General features: G+C 63.7%; 22 protein-coding genes and 1 tRNA gene. 17 read left to right on the forward strand and 6 right to left on the reverse strand.

All coding sequences use genetic code 11. The features are described 5' to 3' along the window. Positions 1-41: 41 nt before the first annotated feature. From EJB06_RS19505 to EJB06_RS33220, 3 genes are all read left to right on the forward strand, one after another. Positions 42-2,033, forward strand: a complete 1,992-nt coding sequence (locus EJB06_RS19505; RefSeq protein WP_126075692.1) for a calcium-binding protein — start codon at positions 42-44, stop codon at positions 2,031-2,033. 48 nt (positions 2,034-2,081) lie between these two features. Then, a tRNA-Ser gene (locus EJB06_RS19510) sits at positions 2,082-2,171 on the forward strand. Positions 2,172-2,266: 95 nt separating this feature from the next. Further along, a complete protein-coding gene (locus tag EJB06_RS33220) occupies positions 2,267-2,710 on the forward strand; it encodes a tyrosine-type recombinase/integrase (RefSeq protein WP_404932220.1) in 444 nt (147 codons plus the stop codon). Here the strand turns inward: EJB06_RS33220 and EJB06_RS19515 are convergent. Continuing rightward, positions 2,640-3,122, reverse strand: a complete 483-nt coding sequence (locus EJB06_RS19515; protein ID WP_126075693.1) for a hypothetical protein — start codon at positions 3,120-3,122, stop codon at positions 2,640-2,642. The two genes, EJB06_RS33220 and EJB06_RS19515, sit on opposite strands and share 71 nt — an antisense overlap. Positions 3,123-3,286: 164 nt before the next feature. On the opposite strand from EJB06_RS19515, the gene EJB06_RS19520 reads away from it, so the two are divergent. From EJB06_RS19520 to EJB06_RS32600, 5 genes are all read left to right on the forward strand, one after another. Continuing rightward, positions 3,287-3,568, forward strand: a complete 282-nt coding sequence (locus EJB06_RS19520; RefSeq protein WP_198420868.1) for a hypothetical protein — start codon at positions 3,287-3,289, stop codon at positions 3,566-3,568. 130 nt (positions 3,569-3,698) lie between these two features. Next, the gene (locus EJB06_RS19525) at positions 3,699-4,409 is read left to right on the forward strand and encodes an HNH/endonuclease VII fold toxin-2 domain-containing protein (protein ID WP_126075694.1); all 711 of its coding nucleotides are present in this window, start codon (positions 3,699-3,701) and stop codon (positions 4,407-4,409) included. 7 nt (positions 4,410-4,416) lie between these two features. Next, positions 4,417-5,442 carry a beta propeller repeat protein gene (locus tag EJB06_RS19530; RefSeq protein ID WP_126075695.1) on the forward strand — a complete coding sequence of 342 codons (1,026 nt, stop codon included), beginning with the start codon at positions 4,417-4,419 and terminating at the stop codon, positions 5,440-5,442. Between the two features lie 94 nt (positions 5,443-5,536). After that, positions 5,537-6,922, forward strand: coding sequence for a hypothetical protein (locus EJB06_RS19535; protein ID WP_198420869.1), 1,386 nt, complete (start codon positions 5,537-5,539; stop codon positions 6,920-6,922). 573 nt (positions 6,923-7,495) lie between these two features. Continuing rightward, on the forward strand, positions 7,496-7,681 hold the full coding sequence (locus tag EJB06_RS32600) for a response regulator (RefSeq protein WP_229427165.1): 186 nt from the start codon (positions 7,496-7,498) through the stop codon (positions 7,679-7,681). Here the strand turns inward: EJB06_RS32600 and EJB06_RS19545 are convergent. Next, a complete protein-coding gene (locus tag EJB06_RS19545; RefSeq protein WP_126075696.1) occupies positions 7,678-8,736 on the reverse strand; it encodes an AI-2E family transporter in 1,059 nt (352 codons plus the stop codon). The two genes, EJB06_RS32600 and EJB06_RS19545, sit on opposite strands and share 4 nt — an antisense overlap. 146 nt (positions 8,737-8,882) lie before the next feature. On the opposite strand from EJB06_RS19545, the gene EJB06_RS19550 reads away from it, so the two are divergent. Next, positions 8,883-9,617 (forward strand): hypothetical protein, encoded by a 735-nt coding sequence (locus EJB06_RS19550; RefSeq protein ID WP_126075697.1) that lies wholly within the window; start codon positions 8,883-8,885, stop codon positions 9,615-9,617. Positions 9,618-9,658: 41 nt separating this feature from the next. Here the strand turns inward: EJB06_RS19550 and EJB06_RS19555 are convergent, their stop codons facing one another. Next, the gene (locus EJB06_RS19555) at positions 9,659-10,396 is read right to left on the reverse strand and encodes an NUDIX hydrolase (RefSeq protein WP_126075698.1); all 738 of its coding nucleotides are present in this window, start codon (positions 10,394-10,396) and stop codon (positions 9,659-9,661) included. A gap of 181 nt (positions 10,397-10,577) precedes the next feature. On the opposite strand from EJB06_RS19555, the gene EJB06_RS19560 reads away from it, so the two are divergent. The 3 genes from EJB06_RS19560 (at position 10,578) to EJB06_RS32990 (ending at position 15,127) form a co-directional block, all read left to right on the forward strand. Continuing rightward, entirely contained in the window at positions 10,578-11,432 is an 855-nt protein-coding gene (locus tag EJB06_RS19560; RefSeq protein WP_126075699.1) for a TIGR02452 family protein, read from the forward strand. Positions 11,433-11,535: 103 nt separating this feature from the next. Beyond that, positions 11,536-13,314, forward strand: a complete 1,779-nt coding sequence (locus tag EJB06_RS19565; protein ID WP_198420870.1) for a DUF885 domain-containing protein — start codon at positions 11,536-11,538, stop codon at positions 13,312-13,314. Between the two features lie 115 nt (positions 13,315-13,429). Continuing rightward, positions 13,430-15,127, forward strand: coding sequence for a methyl-accepting chemotaxis protein (locus EJB06_RS32990; RefSeq protein ID WP_126075700.1), 1,698 nt, complete (start codon positions 13,430-13,432; stop codon positions 15,125-15,127). Positions 15,128-15,229: 102 nt separating this feature from the next. On the opposite strand, the gene EJB06_RS19575 is transcribed toward EJB06_RS32990, so the two are convergent. Beyond that, complete coding sequence (locus EJB06_RS19575; protein ID WP_126075701.1) at positions 15,230-15,877, reverse strand: TetR/AcrR family transcriptional regulator C-terminal domain-containing protein; 648 nt, start codon at positions 15,875-15,877, stop codon at positions 15,230-15,232. A 72-nt stretch (positions 15,878-15,949) separates the two neighbouring features. Between EJB06_RS19575 and EJB06_RS19580 the strand changes: the two genes are divergently transcribed. Then, positions 15,950-17,443 (forward strand): FAD-dependent monooxygenase, encoded by a 1,494-nt coding sequence (locus EJB06_RS19580; protein ID WP_198420871.1) that lies wholly within the window; start codon positions 15,950-15,952, stop codon positions 17,441-17,443. 6 nt (positions 17,444-17,449) lie between these two features. Here EJB06_RS19580 and EJB06_RS19585 read toward each other — a convergent pair whose 3' ends face one another. Together EJB06_RS19585 and EJB06_RS19590 are read right to left on the reverse strand one after the other, a co-directional pair. After that, complete coding sequence (locus EJB06_RS19585) at positions 17,450-17,950, reverse strand: protein-tyrosine phosphatase family protein (protein WP_126075702.1); 501 nt, start codon at positions 17,948-17,950, stop codon at positions 17,450-17,452. A 60-nt stretch (positions 17,951-18,010) separates the two neighbouring features. Then, entirely contained in the window at positions 18,011-18,442 is a 432-nt protein-coding gene (locus tag EJB06_RS19590; protein ID WP_229427166.1) for a hypothetical protein, read from the reverse strand. Positions 18,443-18,651: 209 nt separating this feature from the next. On the opposite strand from EJB06_RS19590, the gene EJB06_RS19595 reads away from it, so the two are divergent. The 4 genes from EJB06_RS19595 (at position 18,652) to EJB06_RS19610 (ending at position 23,561) form a co-directional block, all read left to right on the forward strand. Next, entirely contained in the window at positions 18,652-19,386 is a 735-nt protein-coding gene (locus tag EJB06_RS19595) for a porin (protein WP_229427167.1), read from the forward strand. A gap of 305 nt (positions 19,387-19,691) precedes the next feature. Continuing rightward, positions 19,692-20,426 carry a Crp/Fnr family transcriptional regulator gene (locus EJB06_RS19600; RefSeq protein ID WP_126075704.1) on the forward strand — a complete coding sequence of 245 codons (735 nt, stop codon included), beginning with the start codon at positions 19,692-19,694 and terminating at the stop codon, positions 20,424-20,426. A 206-nt stretch (positions 20,427-20,632) separates the two neighbouring features. Beyond that, complete coding sequence (locus tag EJB06_RS19605) at positions 20,633-22,738, forward strand: PAS domain S-box protein (protein ID WP_229427174.1); 2,106 nt, start codon at positions 20,633-20,635, stop codon at positions 22,736-22,738. Next, positions 22,731-23,561 (forward strand): response regulator, encoded by an 831-nt coding sequence (locus tag EJB06_RS19610; RefSeq protein ID WP_126075705.1) that lies wholly within the window; start codon positions 22,731-22,733, stop codon positions 23,559-23,561. The genes EJB06_RS19605 and EJB06_RS19610 overlap by 8 nt, the downstream gene beginning before the upstream one ends. Positions 23,562-23,576: the final 15 nt, after the last annotated feature.

Consider the following 23,576-nt stretch of genomic DNA (forward strand, 5'->3'; position numbering starts at 1 on the left):
CGTCCCTTTTGCCGCGATGGACACTTCTGCGAGGAGTTCCCATGCCCACCCTGTTGAAACTGTACGAGGCCGGGGAAGCGCTGCCGCGCCCGGCGAACTTCCTTGTCGCCGGCCTGAACCTGACCGGCACGGAAAACAATGACATCCTGCGCGGCGGCGCGCTCGACGACCGGCTGTTCGGCCTGGGCGGGGCCGACCTCATCTTCGGCAGCGGCGGCAACGACTACATCGACGGCGGCGACGAAAACGGCTCGGGCGACCGCCTGTACGGCGGCGATGGCGCCGACAGCGTGTACGGCGGCGCGGGCGACGACACCCTGTCCGGCGATGCCGGCAACGACCTGGTCGACGGCGAAGCGGGCACCGACCAGATCGACGGCGGCGCCGGCGACGACGTCCTGCGGGGCGGCGACGGCGGCGACTACCTGCGCGACGATATCGGCAGCAATATCCTCGCCGGCGGTGCGGGCAACGACAACCTGATCGCCATCGGGGCCGGCGCCGACCGCCTGGAAGGCGGCGCCGACAATGACGTGCTGGACGGCGGCAACGGCAACGACAGCCTGTACGGCGGTGCGGGCAACGACTATCTCAGCGTCAGCGCGCCGATGGATGGCGCGCTCGCAAGCAGTGTGCTGGTGTCGGGCGGCGACGGCGCCGACCGCATGGTCTTCCATGCGGCGCCAGCGGCCATGACGGTCCATGCCAGCGGCGGCGCCGGCAGCGATATCTTTTCCCTGTCGCACGGCGAGCATGCCGAACAGCTGTTTATCGACGATTTTACGGCCGGTCCCGATGGCGACCAGCTGGGCTTGTCGCAGCTGTTCCAGGCATACGAAACCAATCCCTTCGGCGCGCCCGGTTTCGCGCGCCTGCTGCAACAGGGCAAGGACACGCTGGTGCAGGTCGACGACGATGGCGCCGCCGGCACCGCCAGCGGCTTTCGCACTGTCGCCACCCTGAGCGGCGTGCGCGCGCAGGACGTGCTGCCGAACAATTTTTCGGAAGGCTACAACCAGGATGGCTCGCAGCGCGGCATGACGATCCAGGCCGGCCCTGGCGACGACCAGCTGCGCGGCGGCGTGCTCGACGACACCATCGACGGCGGCGCCGGTAACGACCAGGTCTGGGCGAATGCCGGCAACGATGTCGTGCGTGGCGGCGACGGCAACGACGACCTGAACGGTTACTCGGGCAACGACCTGCTCGACGGCGGCGCGGGCGGCGATTACCTGAACGGCCAGGATGGCGACGACACGCTCAACGGCGGCAGCGGCGATGACATGCTGGCCGGACACGCGGGTGACGACGTGCTCAACGGCGGTGACGGCGACGACGAGCTGTTCGGTGACAGCGGCAACGATGTGCTTAACGGTGGCAACGGCAACGACAGGATGTCCGTCTACTACGGCCACTACGTGCTCGACGGCGGAGCGGGGGACGACACGATGGTCGGCGCCGTCATCGACGGCCTGCTCAATGGCGGCACCGGCAATGACCTCATCAAGGTGCAGACCGATGGCGAGGTGGGGGCGTTCGGCGGCAGCGGCAACGACCGGATCGAGATCAACGCCAACGATCACGTGGCGCAAGGGCGGGTGGTCGCCAACGGCGGCGAGGGCGACGACGCCATCATCCTGACGCGCGCGACCCAAAATTCGAACCTGGTGACAGCCATCGGTGGGGGCGGGAGCGACCGCTTTGGCGTGCTGGGGAGCATGGGGACCAGCCTGTTCAGCGTGCGCGACTTTGCGGTGGGCGCGGGCGGCGACCGGATCGACGTGTCGGCCTTGCTGACCGGTGCGGTGCCGCAGGGCGACCCCTTCGCCGGCGGTGTGCTGCGCTACCTGCAGAGCGGAAACGATACGCTGGTGCAGTTCGATGCGGATGGCGCGGCGGGACCGGACGCGGCGTTTGTCACGATGATGAAGTTGCAGGGGGTGCTGGCGACGACCTTGACGCCGGAGAACCTGATCACGGTGGCGCAAGCGGCCGTGGTCGGCGTTGCCCCCGCGGAGTGGGCAACGGGCTGAGGGCACATTGCCCAAGGCAGGTGGTTTTCTGTATAATCGCGTTCTGCAGGAAGCGTGGCCGAGCGGTTGAAGGCACCAGTCTTGAAAACTGGCGACGGTGTGAGCCGTTCGTGAGTTCGAATCTCACCGCTTCCGCCAAGAAATAGTTTTGTGAAGTCTTTTGAAGTGCCAGAGCCCGCGACTCTCCCAGTGAGAACGCGGGTTTTTAGTTTTCGGAAGTACTATAAGATGGTTTGGCAGCCCAGTCAGAGACGTGGAAGGAAGACACCGCCAAGGAGGCAATTAACCGGCTGCAGAACGATGTTTTCCCGATGATTGGCGAGCGCGCTATTGTCGATGTCGATGCGCCGCGGTTGTTGGACGTGCTGCGGCTGGTGGAAAAGCGGGGCGTCGTCGATATGGCGGCCCGCTTGGGGCAGCTGTGCAGCCAGATATTCCGCTTTGCCATTGCCAAGGGTTTGATCAAGTACAACCCGGTGCCGGATATGCGCGGGGCGCTCAAGCCGAGGGCGAGGGCCATCATGCCGCAATCGGGACCGATGACTTGCCCGCCTTCCTGGTGGCTCTGCAAAGGAATGAGGCCGAAATGTACTTGTCGACTCCTATCTAATGTCTTTGTTCGAATTGCTCGGTTGCCCACCAATTTTCCAACGTGGTGTTACCTAATATTTGAGTGATTCCGTCGTCATCTTTCTTGCAGTAATACTTTAGCGTCGTTTTGGATTTCTTGACCACGCCCAAGCGGCTAAGTGGCGCGCAACAAGTATCGATAATATGGGTAGCACCGTTTGCTTCGCACCAGGTAACTATGTCGAGCATCTCGATCACTGGCTTGGAACTTGCATTTACAATTGCTGTGCTTGTTTTTTCGCCATGACCGACCAGCCACACGTACTTCGCCTTGAGTGCTTCTGCGGCTTTTACATGTGCTGCTGTCCAACTAAGATAGTATTGTCTTATAGCCAACTCCTGAATAAGTCTGGCCCCCGCCTGCTTAAGGTCAATTGCGTACACGAACACAGAATGTGTTGCGGTCATCACGCGGATGGGGATGTCGTTTGATAGATGCGCAGGTGCTGCAGCAGACATTGTATCCTCCGAATATTTAAGCCCTGGGCAATAGGGTTATAGAAATCGTAGATCGACGTTGTCACGTAACACAAGTAACACGCAGGTATCGCAAAAAAAGCTCGAAACCATGTTCGCAAGCGCGCTATGATAGGTGCGATAAACGCACTCAATTTAGGTTTAAAATGGATCAACCTCCGCAGTACCCCAAGGGAGATTTACGTCGTATGCTTAGCGTTCTCGCAGCAATCGATTCGCTGGATTCAGCTACGCTCGTCAAGCTGGCTGAGAGGACCGGTATCGATAAGAAGACGGTCACCTCGTTGATTGAGCAAGCACGCACGCAAGCCGGTGTCATCGTAGCGAAAAACGGTCCGGTGTACATAATTCAAGAATGGGGGCCAGTTATCAAAAAAAACGGGGCGCGAATGTGCTTGGAAGGTGCTTTAAACGCACCTAAAATATGAGGTGTGGAGCAGCGCATTGGACGCGGCGAAGCGGAGGAAAGTGTGATGGCCGATACATCCAACGTATACCTTTTCCCGGTGCAGATGACGACTGACCGCGAACCGCTTTACAGCTAAACAGCTGGCGGAATTGGTCGGCGACAAAGGCAAGGCTGCATTAGGCGCCTTGGAAAAAATTAAGAATATCGGCGACAAGGCCAAGGATATCCTCGGCAGCTACCAGAAAGAACCGCATCGCGCCTATGCGGATGCCATGAGCCTGATGGCGCAGCTCGACACGTGCCTGCGAGCCCGCAAATGCCTGCTGGTGCCCTATAAAAATGCGGATAGCGACGGCAGTACGGATAAAGAAGAAAGCGCCAAGCGCACGGCGGCCAGCGGCAAGAAAACCACGGTAACAAACAGTAAGGCCAAGTCGCAGGCAAAACACGGGCTTGGTTGCTGCCCTGGCCAGACCGGCCATCATATTCTCCCGAATGCTATGGTCGAAGGCGCCGGCTGCGACGGGTACGATTACGAGAATGCACCGACTATGTGTCTGGAAGGCGCCAATAATGCGGCGCTTCATGGTAGCCACGGTATGGCGCACTCGAATTTGAAGAAGGCCATGGACCGCTATACGAAGGACACCGGCAAAACCAAGCTGTCCTATGACGAAGCCAAGGAGCGCGCGGTCGATGCAGTGCAGAAGGCCGGCGCAATCCAGTGTGACCGGAAATGCCTGGAAGCCCAGCTCGATGCGCACTACAAGTGCGATGGCAAGGAATTGAATGCCAATGCAGGCGTCGGCGGTGGCACGAAGAAAACGCCACCACCCGTGAATAATGCAGACAACGGATAGGACGAATATGCAGATTACAATGAAGGAATATGCCACCCACCTCAGCACGTTTTATGTCTATGGATGTGCCGTGCGCGACCGGACGCGTTTTGGTTTCATTGCCGATCGCTGGTTTACCGACGAAGAAGTCGAGGCAGAGGAAAAAAGCGGACGTAGCCGGGACCGTCGCAACAAGCACTTGGTGACGTTTTTCCGTAATGGAGACGCAGGCAAGCAGTGGGGCTCAACGCTGCTGGAAGAATGGGCGACCGTGTACATCGGCGCGGCGACAAAGCCGCAGAGTCAGTTCATTGCACTGGAAATGGAGGATACCTCGGCCTATGTGATCGGTAGCGGTGTCAGCTACATGGATACCCCGGTCCAGGAATGCAAGGGCAGTCCCGTGCGCCGCGGGTCGATCTTTCGCATCAAGATGATCGAAGGCTACGCCTATGTATGCGGCGGTAACAGGTCGGTTGGCAAGCGGCTTGGCAAGGGCGAATGGTTTTCGCACTCGGAGGCCATTCCGAAGCTGGTGAATTCGACTGACGACGGCTTCGATGACATCGCCGGATTCAACGAAAACGATCTGTATGCAGTTGGCGGCAAGGGCGACGTCTGGCACTACAACGGCAAAACGTGGCAGCAGGTGTCTTTCCCCACCAATATCTGGACCACGACGGTCTGCTGCGGCGGCGATGGCAATGTCTATATCTCGTGCTACGAGGGATTGACTTTCATGGGGCGCGAAAACCGCTGGAAGAAAATCTATGACGGCGGCATCAGCCTCGGGTTCAAGGACATGGTCTGGCACGAAGGCAAAGTCTGGTGCACCAACGATAACGGGGTCTGGACGATCGAGAACGGCAAGCTGGCGCGGGCCAGCGGCCTGCCCTCGGAAATCTACGTATGCTCCGGCAGCCTGTCGGTCAACGACGGCGTAATGTTGATGGCTGGCTTGGGCGGAGCTGCATTTATGGAGAACGGCCAGTGGCACAACCTGTTCCTGCGCGGCGAAATGGAAATGGCCATGCGCAAGTCGGGCGCGCCGTGAGCGGTGCGACCGGCGCTGCCGACATGGTGCGGGCGCCGTGCCGGCTGGACCACTACCGTATTCCCGCTATACCCACCTTGAGCTTGACGATGCAATGAAGACTGATCCAGTCCCTTTCCCGATTATTGCGCCGCTGGTGCGCCGCCATGCGGAAGATGCTGCCTTCTATTGGTCGCAGCATGACGGCTCGGCGAGTTCACCACACCTGACCCTGGCCGAGCTGGGGCGCTTCAGCGCAATGCTTGCTGCACACCTCGAAGGGCTGGCAGTGGCAGGCTCTGACGGTTGGGCCCAGGCCCTTGCCGCGCTGGAGCGCTGGAAGAAGCCCGGCGAAGCATTTGTCTGCACTTGCCTGGCGCTGCAAGCGGGCAACGCGGCGCAGCTCGATGAATTGATGGCACATGTGCGCGCCCGTCCCGATGAATTGCTGCGCGGCGTGATCAGTGCGTTCGGCTGGGTGCCGCACGCGCAAGCGGCTGCCATCATTTATGCGTGGAGCGCGCCCACCAGCGATCCCATTCGTCAAGCTGTGGCCTTGCGTGCCAGCGCCTTGCTGGGCGCTGCCGCCACGCCATCCTTGGCGCAGCCACTGGCGTTGTTCCTGGACAGCCCCGACGAGCATGTGCGCGCGGCTGCCTGTCGTGTTGCCGCTGCCGCCAGTGCGGGCGATAGCCTGCACGATGCGGCCCTGCGCGCCGGTCTGCAGGATCCATCCCTGGCCGTGCGGGCTGAAGCGGCGATTGCGCTTGGCGGCCGTCCGCCCCTTCGTGCAAACGATGATGCCGAAGACGCAATGGTGGCGGCCGAAGCCCTGTGGCAATGCGTGATTGTCCAGGTCAAACTGCACAACGCGGCAACCGGCTGGTACCGCAAACAAGCCCTGCGCCGCCTGCAACGCTGGGTGCAGTTGTTGGCCAGACTAATACCCATCGGCAATCCTAACCTGGCGGCACTGATTAATTTCATGCCGGCTCGGGTGGCCCTGCGCTTCATTGCTTACCATGGCGACAGTGCGCACTTGCCTTACGTGATCGCCCAGATGCGCGACCCGGCCACTGCGCGCTACGCTGGCTGGGTATGGCAAACGATCACCGGGGTCGGCCTGCGCGCCAGCGCGCTGGTCCTGCCAGAACCGCATGCCGGGTCCGACACCCCGGAGCTTGGCGATGCCCGCCAGGATGCCGATCTGGGCCTGCCTGTTCCTGACGCCGACGCCATTGCTGGCCATTCCAGCGTTCGGCTGGCAGAAGGTCAGCAATATCTGCAGGGGCAAGTGCTCAACCCTGTGCGCGCCCTGTCCCTACTGAAGCACGCCGTACAAGCCGAGCGCGGTATCGCGGCCCAATACTTGCTCGCGCTCCCTCTCAGTGAGTCAGGCGCTCCGCACGTCCGGCTTTCGATACGCGCTGCTGCACCATTGCAAATCCGCTCTGTGGACAAGCTACGCGACCAGTTTGCGGACAGCGGTACTGGCGCATGAAGACCGCGCTCGACCCGTGGCACGATGCCGACATGCTGGCCCAACGCCTGCGGTAAGGGATGCGCTGCTGTTCATTCTGAATGGTGCGCCCGCTGCCGCGACATGCGCCCGCATTTTGATGCCCAGGTGTCCCAAGCCGAACCCACATCGTTAGGGGTGAAGAGGGGAAACGGAAAAAATAGCACGCTAAGGCGGGTGGGGTTGACGTTGAGGGCCCGGTTTCGCCCCAAAGCCGCCGGTCGACCATGTGGACATCGGATGTAGGCACTAGCTTGCCGTTCAGCGAAAGTTGCCTGGCTCCGGCAGCGATTCTGCGCCAGCAGGGCGCCATTGCTTGCACTGGTTGCTCCACAATTGTACTGATCAAAACCATTTTCTTTCAGTGCGGCTACCGCTTGTTCGGCGTGTGCAACTGTCCGGGCACTAAAAAATGAGGTGTACTGTCAATAGTGGACACGTCCGTTTCAAGCAACCAGCGCTTCTTCCCTGAAGTTTTCGGCGAATGATGCTGGCGACACGTAGCCAAGGCGCGAGGGGCGCCGCTGGCGGTTGTAGAAGATCTCGATATACTCCTTGTCGCTGGGGACCAAGGATTTCCTGACCAAGCCGTTCGACCTGATCGAGACCATGCTGCGCATCTGGAATCTGCTGGAAACGAGCCTGCTCTATAAGCGCCTTCAGGCGTTCACCGCCCCGCGCCGCCGCTGCAGCGCTGGCATCCCAGGGCGGACGGCTGAGGCGCGCGGGCGGGCGGCTTAATCGGTATGGAACTCGCTGGCCGACGCAAACAAGTCCCAGGCCGCGATGAACAGCGCCGCCACCACCGGCCCGATCACAAAGCCGTTCAGGCCGAACAGCGCCATGCCGCCCACGGTGGACAGCAGCACCACATAATCGGGCATCTTGGTATCCTTGCCCACCAGGATAGGGCGCAGGATGTTGTCGACCAGGCCGATCACGATCACGCCGAAGGCGATCAGGGTCACGCCTTCCCACACCGATCCCGTGACCAGGAAGTAGATTGCCACCGGCGCCCACACCAGGGCCGCGCCGATGGCCGGCAGCAGCGACAGGAAGGCCATCACCACGCCCCACAGCACCGGCGCCTGCACATCCAGGAACCAGAAAATCATCCCGCCCAGCGCACCCTGCGCAATCGCCACCAGGATATTGCCCTTGACGGTAGCGCGGGTGACGGCGGTGAAATTGTTGAACAGGCGCTGCTTGTACTTGCGGCTCAGCGGCACGGCGCTGCGGATGCGCGCGGCGAGCACCTGGCCGTCGCGCAGCAGGAAGTACAGCAGGTACAGCATGATGCACATGCTGACCATCAGGTCGACAGTGTAGCTGCCGACATGGATGGCCTGGCGCGCCACGGTCTGGCTGGCCTGCGCCGCGCCTTCCGACATCTTCTGCTGCAGCTTGGCCACGCTGGTCAGGTCGAAGCGCTCCAGCAGATTGACGGCCCACTGAGGCAGCGCGCTCATCATCTTCTTGAAATAGGTGGCCACGTTCAGCTCGCCGGAACGCACCATCTCGTACACGCTGGCGGCCTGGTCGACCAGCGACACCGAGATCAGGGCCAGCGGCAGGATCACCATCACCACGATCGACAGCAGGGTCAGCAGGGCGGACAGGTTGGGTTTGTTGTTGGTCTTCCTGAGCAGCCAGCGGTTCAGCGGCGCGAACAGGATCGCCAGCACCACGCCCCAGAATACGGCGCCGGCGTAGGGCGCCAGGATCCAGCCGAAGCCGATGGTGACGATGGCGAGAAGAAGCAGAAACGTTTTTTGCTGAAGCGTGTATTGGTGCATAGGGGGCGATATGAATCAGATAATTATTGTAGCCTTATCATAATCGATCCCATGAGCGCGGTGCGTGCGTTGGGATACGCAAATACAGCACCCGCCGGCCGCTGTTGGCACGACTGATAAAATACGACGATCTTTTTGGCACGCATATGAGCAATATACATATCAACACATTGACGATCGCGATCTTGCTGGCCCCGCCGCTGGCGTTCGCCGTGGCGCCCGATGGCAAGACCATGATCGATTCGCGCCATGGCAAGGTAGAGGTCATCGCGGGTGGGGAGGCGGCCGACATCCTCCTCGCCGGCACAAAAATCGCGACCGTCGGCGCAGGCAGCGCGGCCCTGTATCCGATCGCTTCCACCACCGGACCCGACTACATCGTCGTGCGCACCAGCCGTCCCGTGGCGGGGTGCAAGCACGCCTTTCTGCTGCTGGCACTGTCGGACGAGGCGCCGAGCATGTCGAAGGAGTTCGGTAGCTGCCGCGAGCTTGCCGGCGCCGCCATGTCCGGCGCCGAGCCGGTGGTTCACTTGAGCAACCGGGCCGACCCGCAGGCTGGCGTGGAAAGTTATCGCTGGCAGGGCAGCGAGGTGGTTATGGCGTTCGAGTCCCCGAGCCTGTGCAGTGCGGCCGGCTTCCTGGCCCAGAAACATGCCCAGCCCTTGCCGGCGCCGCTATCGAGCCGGGTGTCAGGCAGCGGGCGGCTGCAATTCCTGAGCGCGCCCGATCCCGCCTGCGCCATGCCCGGCGTGTTCGTGGTGCCGGGCGACAGCGTGACCACCAGCCTGGCCTCCGGTCCGTTCGTGTACGCGAACTACACCAATCCCAAAAGCGGTAGGAAAGTGCAGGGATGGGTGCCGCGCGACCGTCTGGCGGACTGACGCCCACGGCGGTCTAACCTGGGCCGCGTCCGTCGCCCGCTTCAGCCGCCCATCGTGCGGTTGAAGAACACGGTCGGCTGGCCGCTGCGGATGCGGTACAGCTGCGCCGGGCGGTTGCTGCCGTGGCGCTGCTTGCCGGTGATTTCTTCCAGAAAGTCGCCCTCTTTCACGCGCTTGCGAAAAGCGCTTTTATCGATCGGCCGCCCCAGCACGATTTCATACACGCGCTGCAAATCGGACAAGGTGAATTCCGGCGCCAGCAGATGCGCCGGGAGCGAGGTGTATTCGACCTTGTTGCGCAGCCGCTGGACCGCCGTGGACAGGATCGTGCCGTGATCGAAGGCCAGCGCCAGGTCCACCCCGGTGTCTCCCACCGGATGCCAGGAAGCGGCATCCGCGCCCGCGCCGTGCTGCAGTTCGATGTGGCTCGATCCGATCAGCGCAAAATAGGCGAACGTGGCCGACCAGCCGCGCGGATCGCGCGTGGCACTGCCGAATCCCTGCAATTGTTCGAGATAGGGCGCTGTCACGCCGGTTTTTTCGCGCAGCTTGCGCAAGGCCGTGCCGTCCAGGTCCGGATCGTTGCGGATGTCGATGAACCCGCCGGGCAGCGCCCATTGTCCCTTGGCCGGGTGCGTCCCACGCTGTACCAGCAGCACCTGCAAGGCCTGCTCGCGGACCGTGAAAATCACCAGGTCGACGCTGGTCAATGGCACATCGAAGGCGTGCACGTTGTAGCTGGCAAGATATTCCTGTTCAGTGAGATCGGCGTTACCCATCGTTGTCCTCGTTGTCGTCAGCCCGGATTCTACCACCGCCGCACGCTTAGTTAAAAACAACAACTAAGTTAGTTGTAATTTCAAACTAAGTAATCTATGATGCTGCTACGCGAACGGCGCAGCAGTGCTGCGGTTCGCGGTATCAGTGAACGACCACCATAAAAACAAAAAAGGAAATGCAATGAGTATCAATCGAGATCGTCGGGCCGCAATCGCGCAGGAAACCCTGGCCGTCATGGAATGCGGAAGTTACCGGAATGCGCGCGGGGAATCGGTGTCGATCGCCGATGCGCTGGCGCTGGCCAAGGCGCAGTCGCTGCATTATTCGTCCGAACGTCTGGCCGAATTGAGCCAGGCGCCAGTGCGCGGCGAAGCGAGAACGACGCAGTTCGAGGTGCGCAGGGAATCGACCCTGTCCGCCGCGCGCCGCCTGGTCGGCGCGGGCCGTGCGAACCCGCTGTGCCTCAATTTCGCCTCCGCGAAAAACCCCGGCGGCGGTTTTCTGGGCGGCTCCGAAGCGCAGGAAGAAAACCTGGCCAAGTCGTCCGGCCTGTATGCCTGCATTGCGCAGATGACGGCCATGTACGACGCCAATCGCGCCCTGCGATCCTGCATCTATCACGACGACATGATCTATTCGCCGCAGGTGCCGGTGTTTCGCGACGATGCGTACGCCTTTCTCGACGCGCCTTATCCGGCGTCGTTCGTGACCGCGCCGGCCGTCAACCGCGGGGCATTGTCGCGCAACGAACCGGAACGCATGCGGGATGTGGAAGCGTGCATGCTGCAACGGATCGACAAGCTGCTGTCGCTGGCGCTGCATCACGGCCATCGCGACCTGGTTCTCGGCGCCTGGGGCTGCGGCGTGTTCGGCAACCTGCCCGGCGACATGGCACGCTGGTTTGCGGCGCACCTGCTGCATAACCCGCGCTACAGGAATGCGTTCGGCCACGTGACGTTCGCGGTGCTCGAGCGCGGGGACAGCGGGACCTTTGCCGCATTCGACGAGGTATTCGGCGCATACGCCGCAAGGTGACAAGGCAGGCTTTGATCAATCGCCGCTAATCTGGTAAAACTATGGTCCGCGCATCCGGCCGGTCCTCGGCCGCGCCGCATATGTATAACTAAAAAGGAGCGTCATGCCGAAGCCTCAAACCACCATCCGTACCATCCGCGCCGCCGTCGCGCTGGCCATGCTGTCGCTGTGCGCCGCTGTCTCCGCGGCCGAACCGGCGTGGGTCGCCAAAAGCAATGCCAACGCCAAGCTGGTACTCAATGTGATGGCCAAATACGCGCCCGAAAGCGCCAGCGGCCTCGGTGTCGACGGTTACGACGAGCAGATCACCGACCTGTCGCGCGACCACTTCGAGCAGACCAACAAGGATACGCGCGCCGTGATCGCCGAGCTGCAAAAGCGCCGCAAGAGCGAAACCGATGCCAAGATCCGCCAGGATATCGATATCCTGATCGGCAGCGCCGAAGACCAGCTGCGCGCGGCGGCGCTGGATCGTAAATATTTTGTCCCGTTCGATAATCTCACCGCCCAGCTGTTCGGCGTGGTGCGCCAGACGCTCGATCCGCGCATCCCGAAGGAGCGCCAGAAAACCCTGCTGGTGCGCCTGCAAAAATACGCCGGCCTGGCCAAGGGCTATCGCCCGGCCACCGAACTGGCGGCCGAGCGCCTGCAGGAACGCCTGAAAGCGAACAAGACCCTGATCGGTCCTTTCAAGGATGAAGTGGAACAGGCCATCAACGACAGCCCGACCCTGATCAAGGGAATCAAGGACCTCCTGAGCAAGAGCGACCTGCAAGGCTGGGAGCCCAGTTTCGCCGCGTTGGAGACGCAGCTGACGGCCTATAACGAGCATGTGAAAAAGCAGATCCTGCCGCGCGCGCGCAGCGACCACCGTTTGCCGGCCGAGGTCTATGCGAACAACCTGCGCCAGTTCGGCGTCGATATCAGCCCTCAGGAATTGATCGCCAAGGCCCTGACCTCGTTCGCCGAGATCCGCAACCAGATGAACATCACGGCGGGCCTGATCGCGCGCGAGCGCAAGCTGGCCAATCCCGATTACCGCGCCGTCATGGCCGAGCTGAAAAAGCAGCAGATTCCGGCCGAGCGTGTGATGCCCCTGTACGCCGACCGCCTGAACCAGATCGAGGCGGCCGTGCGCGAGCAGAAGATCGTGTCGCTGCCCGAGCGCAAGGCGGTGATCCGCATGGCCAGCACGGCCGAGAGCGCCGCGCAGCCGGCCCCGCACATGAATCCGCCGCGCCTGATCGGCAACACCGGCGAATACGGCGAATTCGTCCTGACCGCCGGCATGCCGCCCGACGCCAAAGGCAAGACCCTGGCCTTCGACGATTTCACCCACGAAGCGGCGACCTGGACGCTGACGGCGCACGAAGCGCGTCCCGGCCACGAACTGCAATTCGCCAAGATGATCGAGACCGGCGTGTCGACCGCGCGCGCGGTATTTGCCTTCAACAGCGTCAACGTGGAGGGCTGGGCCCTGTACGCGGAAGCCGAAATGCAGCCCTACGAGCCGCTCGACGGCCAGCTGTTCGCGCTGCAAGCCCGCATGCAGCGCGCCGCGCGCGCCTTCCTCGATCCGATGGTCAACCTGGGCGAGATCACGCCCGAGGGCGTGAAAGCCTTCTTGATGGACGAGGTCGGCTTGTCGGAGGGCATGGCGACCCAGGAAATGCAGCGCTACACCTTCCGCGCGCCGGGCCAGGCGACCTCGTATTTCTACGGCTACCAGCGCCTGATGGAAACGCGCCAGGCGGCCGAGGTCGCTCTGCGCCGGAAGTTCAACCGCCAGGCCTTCAACGACTTCGTGCTGGCGCAGGGACTGGTGCCGCCGACGCTGCTGCGCCAGGCGGTGCTGCAGGAATTCGTGCCGGCCCAGCGCTGATCCGGGGCGGCACATTGTGTGCCGCTTAACAACACTCCTTGACGAGGCTGCGCCCGGCGGGCTTACAATCGTTCTCATCGGTTAGCCATGTGAATGCTCGTCAAGGAGATTGTCTATGTTTTCCCATCTGAAAATCGGAGCGCGCCTGGCAATCGGGTTCGGCTTGACGATTTGCATCCTGCTGGTGATGTCGCTGCTCGGCATCGACCGCATCCGCTACACCAGTTCCCTGACCGACCATATCGTCAACGACCGCTACGTGCAGGTCGAGTTGACCAATGTGATGCGCAGCTATGCCAACCGCGGCGCCCAGTCCTTGCGCAACGCCATGCTGGCGCCCGATCCGGCCCAGGCCAGGACCTTGTTGGGCAGCATGCTCGACGCCGACCGCACCGGCGCCGAAGCGTCCGCCAAGCTGGGGGCGATGATGGTGTCCGACGAGGCCAGGCAACTGTTCCAGGACCAGGCCAAGGCCTTCGACGCGTACTTCGCGCTGCGTTCGGACGCGGTCAAGCGCTTCGAGCAGGGTGGGCGCGACGAGGCCGTCGCCTTCCTGTTCAAGGAAGTCATTCCGGTGCAGAACGCTTACTTCGGCCGGCTCGACGCGGTCCTCAAATACCAGACGGGCTTGATGGCGCGCGACGGCAAGGAAGCGGCGCAGGCGTCGCGTTCGGCTACCTTGTTGATGTTGCTGCTGCTGGCGCTGGCGACCGCGATCTCGGCGCTGGCGGGCTGGCTGATCACGCGTTCGGTCACGGTCCCCATCGGCGAGGCCGTGGCGCTGGCCGAGACGGTCGCGCGCGGCGACCTGACCACCCGCATCGAAGTGACGCGCCAGGATGAAACCGGGCGCCTGCTCAGTGCGCTCAAGGACATGGTGGCGGGCCTGACCCGCACCGTCGGCGCGGTGCGCAGCGGCACCGATACGATCACCACCGCCTCGTCGGAAATCGCGGCCGGCAATATGGACCTGGCCACGCGCACAGAAAACCAGGCCGCCAGCCTGGAAGAGACCGCCTCGTCGATGGAAGAACTGACCTCGATCGTCAAGCAAAACGCCGATAACGCGCGCCAGGCCAACACGCTGGTCGTTTCCGCCGCCGAGCACGCCAACAAGGGCGGCAAGGTGGTCGGCGACGTGGTCGGCACGATGGGCGCGATTCGCGAAAGTTCGGGCAAGATTGTCGATATCATCAGCGTGATCGACGGGATTGCTTTCCAGACCAATATCCTGGCCTTGAATGCGGCGGTCGAAGCGGCCCGGGCCGGCGAGCAGGGGCGCGGTTTTGCCGTGGTGGCATCCGAGGTGCGCAACCTGGCGCAGCGCTCGGCCGGCGCCGCCAAGGAAATCAAGGCGCTGATCGACGATTCGGTGGGCAAGGTGGAGACCGGCAGCGATCTGGTGAACCAGGCCGGCGCGACGATGGAGCAGATCATGAGCTCGGTGCGCCAGGTGGCCGACATCATGGGCGAGATCGCCGCCGCCAGCGCCGAGCAGAGCGCGGGGATCAATCAGGTGAACGGGGCCATCGTCGCGATGGACAATGCCACGCAACAAAACGCGGCGCTGGTCGAACAGGCCGCCGCCGCCGCCGCGAGCATGCAGAGCCAGGCCGTGCACCTGGCCGAGGCGGTCAGCGTGTTCAAGCTGCATGGGGACGAAGGCGCCGGGGCAGGACGGCACGCGCCGGCCGGCGCCGTCGTCAAGCCGGCCGTGGCGGCCCGGCCGGCTGGCGCCTGCGCGACCCGGCTGGCCAAGCCGGCACCGAAGCCGGCACCGAAGCCGGCCGCCGATGCCTGGGAAGAATTCTAACTAAGTGTGCAGAATGATTGTGATTTACGGCGAACAGAAGCGGATGCCTTGCAAGGCGCCGCTTATGGAAGCTGGAAATTGCAAGAATTTATGCGCACATACTTAGGCCGCGCCGCTGCCGATCTTGACCTCCAGCCCGGTCAGGATCAAGTCCAGTCCGGATTCGAAGCGGGCGTCGAAGTCGCGGTCGAACAGCGCGTCCATGACCGCCAGCACGTGCGGATAGCGTTGCGCTGCCAGTTGTTCGAAAGGAGCACGGCGGCCGGCAGCGTCGACCGGGAGCGGGGCGGCCGGATCGAGTCCCTGTTCCTCCATCACGAAGCCGAGCACGTAGTACAGGATGGAAAACGCGCCCCAGCCCGCCATGCGCGTGCCGGCGCCCGCCGTGCGCAGCGGGCCGATCATCGATTCGGCCACGCGCAACACATTGTCGGTGACGACATAGGTGCCGGCAAACACGCGGGCGCCGTCGCGTCGGGCCAGCAGGGCGGCGCGCACCGCCCGCGCTGTGGCCGCCACGCCAGCGCGCCATGAAGCCGCCGCGTCCTCATCCGGGTGCGTGGCGACGCCGGCCATCAGCGCGTCGGCCATGCCATCCATCAAAACCTGCTTGTTGGCGAAGTGCCAGTAGAGCGACGCCGCCTTGATGCCGAGCGCGTCTGCCAGGCGGCGCATCGTCAATCCCTCCAGTCCCACCTCGTCGAGCAAATCCAACGCCGTGGCGATCACGACCTCGCGCGATATTCCCATGTTTCCTCTTTTCCTTGACACTCTAACGCTGTTAGGTTTATCTTTGCAGCTCCCCTAACGATGTTAGCTTATATGACGATGACAAGCAATGCAGAGGTAATCGTAGCCGGAGCGGGTCCGGTCGGGCTGTTGCTGGCGTGCGAACTGGCGCTGGCCGGCGTGCGCGTGACGGTGCTGGAACGGCGCACGGAACGGGTGGCGCAGTCGCGCGCGCTGACCATGCACGGGCGTACGCTGGAAATGCTGGCGCTGCGCGGTGTGGCAGGGCGCTTCCAGGCGCGCGGCATGCCGATTCCCAGCGGCCACTTTGCCGGGCTGCCGACGCGGCTCGATTTCAGCGCCTGCGACAGTACCTATCCCTTCACCCTGTTCATTGCGCAGAGCGTGACCGAAGAATTGCTGGAAGCGTGGGCCGGCGAACTGGGCGTGGACCTGCGGCGCGGGGCGACGCTCGACGCGAGCGGACAGGACGAGGAGGGCGTGTGGGTGACGGGCACGCGGGCCGCCACGCCGTTCCGTCTGGCCGCGCGCTACCTGGTCGGCGCCGACGGCGCGCGCAGCCTGGTGCGGCGCCAGGCCGGCATCGCCTTCGACGGCTTGCCGCCGACCAAGACCGCGATGCTCGGCGACGTGCTGCTGCGCACGCCCCCGGCGGGCCGCGCGCTCAGCCTGGGCAATGCGGCGGGTGGCTTGATGCTGGTGCCGCTGGGCGGCGAGCTGTACCGGGTGATCGTGGTCGATGCGCAAGACATCGGCGTGCCGGTCGAGGTTCCTGTCACCCTGGAGGGACTGGCGGCGGCGACGCGGCGTGTGGCCGGGGACGATTTCGGCATGCATGCGCCGCAATGGCTGTCGCGTTTTTCGAACCAGACCTGCCTGGCGCAGTCATATCGTCGGGGGCGGATCTTTTTGGCGGGCGATGCGGCCCACATCCACTTGCCGGCGGGCGGGCAAGGAATGAATGTCGGCATGCAGGACGCCATGAACCTGGGCTGGAAGCTGGCCGGCGCGCTGCGCGGCAGGGCGGACGCGGCGTGGCTGGCGTCCCTGCTCGATAGCTACCAGGCCGAGCGCCATCCGGTCGGGGCGGCGCTGTACCGCAACACCCTGGCGCAGAGCGCGCTGATGATGGACGCGTTCGACCCGGCCGGCCAGGCCCTGCGCGCCACGCTGAGCGAACTGATGAAAGGGGCGGAACTGAACGCGACCCTGGCGCATGAGCTGTCGGGCTTCGGCATTGGCTATCCGGCCGCGCTGCTTCCCGTGGCGGGGGGCGGGCAGGCGTGCGCGCGCTGGACCGGGCGCCGGCTGCCCGATTGGCCGCTGCTGCATGCCGATGGCACGGCCTCGTCCGTGTACCGGCATCTGGCAGGGGGGCGCTGGCTGCTGTTGCGGGTCGATGGCGGCGCCCGGCCGGACTGGCAGGGGCCGCCGGATGGCGCCTGGCTTGACACGGTCACGGCAACGGTGCCGGCAAGGGCGGCGGAACTGGATGGGGTGGCAGCCCTGGTGGTGCGGCCGGACGGCTATGTGGACCATGCCGTGGCGGCTCTTGTAACGGCCTGAACAGCCTTATTCGACCAGCTGCAGGCGCTTCCGGTGCTGGACGACCCAGTCGTATTGTTCCTGGGTGTCCGGCACCTGAACGCCACGCGCAGCCGAGACAAGCTTGAACGCTTCCTCGGGCGTACGGCCGTGCCGGACCAGCACGGCGGCGGCAAGCAAGCCGGTGCGCCCGATGCCTGCGCGGCAATGGATCACGATATGCGCTCCTTGTTCGATACGGCGAGCAATGTCGTGCACCAGTGCAAACACGCCAGGCGCGGCCGGCAGGCCGCGGTCGGCGATCGGGAATGCCGTGAATGTCATGCCGTGGGCCGCGCACAGCGCAGGCGCGTCGGTCAGGCCCAGTTCGCGGATTTCGTGCCGTTCGAGCAAGGACACCATGCCGCTCATCCCGTATCTGGCAATCCCGGAAAACTCGTCGTCAATCCATTCGCCTGCGACCGGTTTCGCCATCACGGCCAGGCAGCCTTGGCCAATATTGGCGACTTTGTAAATGTGCGGTCCCATGCTTCCTGATGATCAGACTATTGCGAGGTGAAATAGCGGCCGCGAGCTGGCCGCAGCGTCTCATTCTTCGTCGATTTGCGCGAGCGGCCTGCTTTTCGCGGTGGCGGGCGCGCGCAAGGGCCGGCGCCGCCTTGCCGCGCGCGCCGCCCGCACCCCTTCCAGCCAGTCGCGTCCGGCGCCGGCCAGCGCCGCGTCGATCACTTCCTGCGGCAGGCAGTACACCGAGGCCCAGCCAGCCCGGCCATCGGCCGTGTTGGTCGGAAAATCCCTGCGTTCGATCGGCCAGCCGTACTTGCGGATCAGGGCGCGGATGACCGTACTCAAGCTTTGTTTTCTTTGGTCGAAAATACTCTCAATCCCTGTCATGTCGTCCGATGCCAGCAAGACCGCCAGCACATCGGCGCGCAGGGTGCCTGGCATCTTGGGATAACGGAACGCTTTGCTGCCGGCGCTGCTGGTGCTGCTGGCGCTGCTGGTGCTTCTGCTGGTCACTATAAAGTCCTGTCGGGCCGGTAATCGAATCGATATTGACGATGATAGCGCGCTATGTGGGGTAACGGACAGAACAAATATTCCTACAAGAGGATAACGTAATCAGCGTAGAATCAATTGTACGGAGTACCGCCATGAAAACCTCTTCTCTTGCCGTTATTGCCTTATGCGCCTGCACAGCAGGCGCACATGCCCAGACACAAACGTCCGTGTACCGGGCTGCCATCGCCGGCTCCGATGCGAAGCACGGCCTGTCCCTGGTCGATGTGAGCGATCTGTTCGAGCCGGGGACCCCAGAGACCGCCACCAAGGTATTCGGTTATCCGGGCAAGCGCATGGGCTTGCAAGATATGACCGAGCCGCGTGGCATTGCGCTCAGTAACTATGAGCGCGAGCGGCAGAACAGCCGCGCCTGGGGCTTGTCGGTCGGGATCGAAGGCGGACCAGTCACCCTGCGTCTCGCCCACCAGAATAAAAATGTTGCCAAAGTGGCCCCAGCGACCGCGCTCGGCGTGCGCATGGACGCCAAGAATTCCATCGCCGCCGCCAACGTCGACCTGGGCGGCATGAAGGCCTATGCCGCCTACAGCGCCAACCGCGGCTGGGGTAACTCGCCGCTGTGGAATCCGGACAATCCCTACGGCGCGGCCATGGCCAGCACGCCGTCGACCGACAGCCGCGACGTCTTGGTCGGTGTTGCCGTGCCGGTGCGCTCGATGACCTACCTGGCCTCCTTCGTGCGCAGGAACGACCGCGACCGCGCCAACCGCGATGTCGACATGCTGGCCTTCGGCGCCACCTACAAAGTGTCGCGCCGCACCGATTTCTACACCGCCTATTCGCTGGTGAAGCACCGTACCGGTCCGGGCTACATGGCCATTACCGCGCCTGACGGCGGCAAAGGCTGGTCGGCCCTGAACGTGGGCATGCGCCACTCGTTCTGAACCGGCGCGAGCGCGCATGCCGTGGCGACGCCCGTCGCCGCGCATCAAGGGCGCTCCCCTATCACCGCCATCCGCCGGCCGCGTTTGGCGGCCGGCGGATGGCCGGCAATGTCCTCCTTATCCATCGATTCCCGGGTGCGGCGCGCCATGGCGACCTGGCTGTCGCCGCCGACGCCAGATCCGCCTGCGCCAGCCCCGTCCCCTGCGGCCCGTTCGCTTGCAAAATACATTGCGTCTAGGAATGACCGCGCGTGTTACCCTGTCGGACTAATTCACCGCAGCCTTCACTGGAAGCGCTATCTCCAATGTCCAGTAAGCACGACCCCAATCAGAACCACCTGCTGGCCGCGCTGCTCGACGCCGAATTCGACCGCCTGGCTCCGCACCTCGAACTGATCCCCTTGCTCCTCGGCGATGTATTGTCCGAATCGGGCGATAAATTGCATCATTTGTACTTTCCCACCAGCGCGATCGTTTCGCTCCATTATTTATTGGAGAACGGCGCTTCCTCCGAAATCGCCGGCGTCGGCAATGAGGGCGTGCTGGGGGTGTCGATTTTCATGGGCGGCAACAGCACGCCCAGCCGCGCCGTGGTGCAGACGCGCGGCCACGCCTACCGCCTGCCGGCCGCGATCCTGATGGACGAGTTCAACCGGGGCGGTCACGTGATGCGCCTGCTGTTGCGCTACACCCAGGCCCTGCTGACGCAAATGTCGCAAACGGCGGTGTGCAACCGTCATCATTCGGTCGAACAGCAACTGTGCCGCTGGCTGTTGCTCACGCTCGACCGCCTGCCCACCAACGAGCTGACCATGACCCAGGAACTGATCGCCAACATGCTCGGCGTGCGGCGCGAGGGCGTGACCGAAGCGGCCGGGCGCCTGCAGGGCTACGGTTACATCAGCTACCGGCGCGGCCATATCACGGTGCTCGACCGCGCCGGGCTGGAGCAGGACGTGTGCGAATGCTACGCGGTCGTCAAGAAGGAATTCGCGCGCCTGCTGTCGGACGTGCGCCACCGCCAGGGGAACCTGGCATGAGCGCCGGTTTCATGCAAAACACCTCGGTCGAACGCCTGATGCTGATCGGCTTCGGCGCCACCCTGACCGTGCTGCTGCTGGTCGGCGCCATCGCGCTCAACTACGCGGTCGATTCCGAAGGGGCCGTCAACCTGATCAAGACCAGCATCATCCTGCTGCTGATCTTCCTGGCGCTGCTGTTCGTGCGCGTCCAGCGCGCCATCGGCATGCGCACCGAGGCCGAACGGGCGCTGCACGCGGTGCCCCTGCTCAAGTCGGGCGCGCTGCAGGATGCGATTTTCAACAGCGCCAATTTCTCCAGCATCGCCACCGATGCCCAGGGCGTGATCCAGATTTTCAACGTCGGCGCCGAGCGCATGCTGGGCTACGCCGCCGCCGAGGTGGTCGACAGGATGACGCCGGCCGATATTTCCGACCGCCAGGAACTGGAATCGCGGGCGGCCGAACTGAGCCGCGAAATGGGCGAAACGATCGCGACCGGCTTCGAATCGATGGTGTTCAAGGCCCTGCGCGGGATCGAAGACGTCTACGAACTGACCTATATCCGCAAGGATGGCACGCGCTTCCCGGCGCTGGTGTCGGTGACGGCCCTGCGCGACGCGCCCGGCAAGGTGATCGGCTACCTGCTGATCGGCAGCGACAATACCGCGCGCAAGCAGGTCGAGGCCGAACAGGCGCTGCTCGACCAGCGCCTGCGCGACCAGCAGTTCTACACGCGCTCGCTGATCGAATCGAATACCGACGCCCTGATCGCGACCGATCCGCGCGGCATCATCAGCGACGTCAACCAGGAGATGGAAGCGCTGACCGGCTGTACCCGGGACGAACTGATCGGGGCGCCGTTCAAGAGCTATTTTTCGGAACCGGAACGGGCCCAGGAAGCCGTCGCGCGCGTGCTGCGCGAAGGCAAGGTGACCAATTACGAGCTGACCGCGCTGGCGCGCGACGGCAAGCGGACGGTGGTGTCGTACAACGCCAGCACCTTCTACGACCGCGAGCGCAAGCTGCAGGGCGTGTTCGCCGCCGCGCGCGATGTGACCGAGCGCAAGCAGTTCGAACATGCGCTGCAGGAAACCAATGTCGAACTGGAAAGCGCGCGCGCCATTGCCGACAAGGCCAACCGCGCCAAGTCCGAATTCCTGTCCTCGATGAGCCACGAACTGCGCACCCCGCTCAACGCCGTGCTCGGCTTCGCCCAGCTGATGGCGTCCGACGTGCCGCCGCCGGCCCCGCACCAGCAGCGCTCGATCGACCAGATCCTCAAGGGCGGCTGGTATCTGCTGCGCCTGATCAACGAAATCCTCGACCTGGCGATGGTCGAGTCGGGCAAGGTGACCATGTCGCAGGAATCGATGTCGCTGGGCGAGGTGCTGCTCGACTGCGAAGGCATGATCAGCCCGCAGGCGGCCACGCGCAAACTGGGACTGCATTTCCCGGTGGTCGACAAGCACCTGTTCATCCACGCCGACCGCACCCGCGTCAAGCAGGTGATGATCAACCTGCTGTCGAACGCCATCAAGTACAACCGCGAGGGCGGTTCGGTCAACGTGACCTGCGCCCTGGTGGCTGACGGGCGCGTGCGCGTGAGCGTGGAAGATACCGGCGCCGGCCTGGCGCCCTCGCAGCTGGCGCAGCTGTTCCAGCCGTTCAACCGCCTGGGCCAGGAAAACAGCGGCGAGGAGGGCACCGGCATCGGCCTGGTCGTGACCAAGCGCCTGGTCGAGCTGATGGATGGGCGCATCGGCGTCGACAGCACGGTCGGGACCGGTACCGTGTTCTGGGTCGAGTTCGCCGGCGCGGCCGAACCGGCGCTGGCGCTGGAGCACGACGACGACCTGGCGCGCGACCGCCGCCACGCCGCCGCGCGCAGTAACGGCAGGCAGCCGACCTTGCTGTACGTGGAAGACAATCCGGCCAACCTGGCGCTGGTGGAGCAATTGATGGAGCGCCGCGGCGACCTGCAATTGCTCACCGCCGTCGACGGCTACCACGGGGTGGAGATGGCGCGCGCCTGCAAGCCGGACGTGATCCTGATGGACATCAACCTGCCCGGCATGAGCGGTTACGGCGCCCTCAAGATGCTGCGTGAAGACAAGGGCACGGCGCATATTCCGGTGGTGGCGCTGTCGGCCAACGCCATGCCGCGCGATATCGAAAAAGGCCTGGAAGCGGGATTTTTCCAATACCTGACCAAGCCGATCCGCGTGCGCGAATTCATGGATGCGCTCGACCTCGCCATGCGCCATGCGGCCGAACACGGCCAGGCGCAAGCTGATGGCCCCCGCACCACTTTGAAAGAACCCCATGCTTGACCCTTCTGAAATCCTGAGCGGCAATATCCTGATCGTCGACGACCAGGAAGCGAACGTGATGCTGCTTGAACAGATGCTGCGTAACGCGGGTTACCTCCATATTTCGACGACCCAGGATCCGCGCACGGTGTGCGCCGCGCACGCCGAGCACGGCTACGACCTGATCCTGCTCGACCTGCAGATGCCGGAGATGGATGGATTCGAGGTGATCGAGGGACTCAAGCAGATCGAGCGCGGCGGCTACCTGCCGGTGCTGGTGATCACCGCCCAGCCCGGGCACAAGCTGCGCGCGCTCCAGGCCGGCGCCAAGGATTTCGTCAGCAAGCCCTTCGACCTGGTCGAAGTGCAGACGCGCATCCATAACATGCTGGAAGTGCGGCTGCTGTACCGCCGCCTGGCCGACTACAACCGCCAGCTCGAACAGACCGTGCTGGAGCGCACGGCCGAGCTGCGCGCCAGCGAGGCGCGTTTCCAACGTTTTACCGAGCTGTCGTCGGACTGGTACTGGGAGCAGGATGCGCAGGGCCAGCTGACCCGCTTCTCGGGACCGGTGAGCGAGATGCTGGGAATCGGCGCCGAGGGCGACGGCGAGGGCGGCTGGAACGCGGACGAGCGCGCGCAGCTGCGCGAGAATATCGCCAGCCGCACGCCGTTCCTGGACTTCATCTTCACGCGTACGCGCGCCGATGGCAGCGTGCAATACCTGCAGGTGAGCGGCGAGCCGATGTTCGACATGGCGAGCCGGTTTACGGGCTATCGCGGGATCGGGATGGATATCACCGAGCGCATGCACTGGCGGCCGGCGGCGACGCCGGCGACCTGAGGCTGGCAAGGCGCT

It is taken from the genome of Massilia atriviolacea (assembly GCF_003953935.1).
GTDB classification, from domain to species: Bacteria; Pseudomonadota; Gammaproteobacteria; order Burkholderiales; family Burkholderiaceae_D; genus Telluria_A; species Telluria_A atriviolacea.

Bases quoted from the DNA above. Each gene is read 5' to 3' on its own strand.
- EJB06_RS19545 (WP_126075696.1), bottom strand. From the start codon at position 8,736: ATGCACCAATACACGCTTCAGCAAAAAACGTTTCTGCTTCTTCTCGCC.
- EJB06_RS32990 (WP_126075700.1), top strand. From the start codon at position 13,430: ATGTTTTCCCATCTGAAAATCGGAGCGCGCCTGGCAATCGGGTTCGGC.
- EJB06_RS19560 (WP_126075699.1), top strand. From the start codon at position 10,578: ATGAGTATCAATCGAGATCGTCGGGCCGCAATCGCGCAGGAAACCCTG.
- EJB06_RS19605 (WP_229427174.1), top strand. From the start codon at position 20,633: ATGCGCACCGAGGCCGAACGGGCGCTGCACGCGGTGCCCCTGCTCAAG.
- EJB06_RS19530 (WP_126075695.1), top strand. From the start codon at position 4,417: ATGCAGATTACAATGAAGGAATATGCCACCCACCTCAGCACGTTTTAT.
- EJB06_RS19520 (WP_198420868.1), top strand. From the start codon at position 3,287: ATGGATCAACCTCCGCAGTACCCCAAGGGAGATTTACGTCGTATGCTT.
- EJB06_RS19580 (WP_198420871.1), top strand. From the start codon at position 15,950: ATGACGATGACAAGCAATGCAGAGGTAATCGTAGCCGGAGCGGGTCCG.
- EJB06_RS19505 (WP_126075692.1), top strand. From the start codon at position 42: ATGCCCACCCTGTTGAAACTGTACGAGGCCGGGGAAGCGCTGCCGCGC.
- EJB06_RS19550 (WP_126075697.1), top strand. From the start codon at position 8,883: ATGAGCAATATACATATCAACACATTGACGATCGCGATCTTGCTGGCC.
- EJB06_RS19600 (WP_126075704.1), top strand. From the start codon at position 19,692: ATGTCCAGTAAGCACGACCCCAATCAGAACCACCTGCTGGCCGCGCTG.
- EJB06_RS19585 (WP_126075702.1), bottom strand. From the start codon at position 17,950: ATGGGACCGCACATTTACAAAGTCGCCAATATTGGCCAAGGCTGCCTG.
- EJB06_RS19610 (WP_126075705.1), top strand. From the start codon at position 22,731: ATGCTTGACCCTTCTGAAATCCTGAGCGGCAATATCCTGATCGTCGAC.
- EJB06_RS19565 (WP_198420870.1), top strand. From the start codon at position 11,536: ATGCCGAAGCCTCAAACCACCATCCGTACCATCCGCGCCGCCGTCGCG.
- EJB06_RS19515 (WP_126075693.1), bottom strand. From the start codon at position 3,122: ATGTCTGCTGCAGCACCTGCGCATCTATCAAACGACATCCCCATCCGC.
- EJB06_RS19575 (WP_126075701.1), bottom strand. From the start codon at position 15,877: ATGGGAATATCGCGCGAGGTCGTGATCGCCACGGCGTTGGATTTGCTC.
- EJB06_RS19535 (WP_198420869.1), top strand. From the start codon at position 5,537: ATGAAGACTGATCCAGTCCCTTTCCCGATTATTGCGCCGCTGGTGCGC.
- EJB06_RS19555 (WP_126075698.1), bottom strand. From the start codon at position 10,396: ATGGGTAACGCCGATCTCACTGAACAGGAATATCTTGCCAGCTACAAC.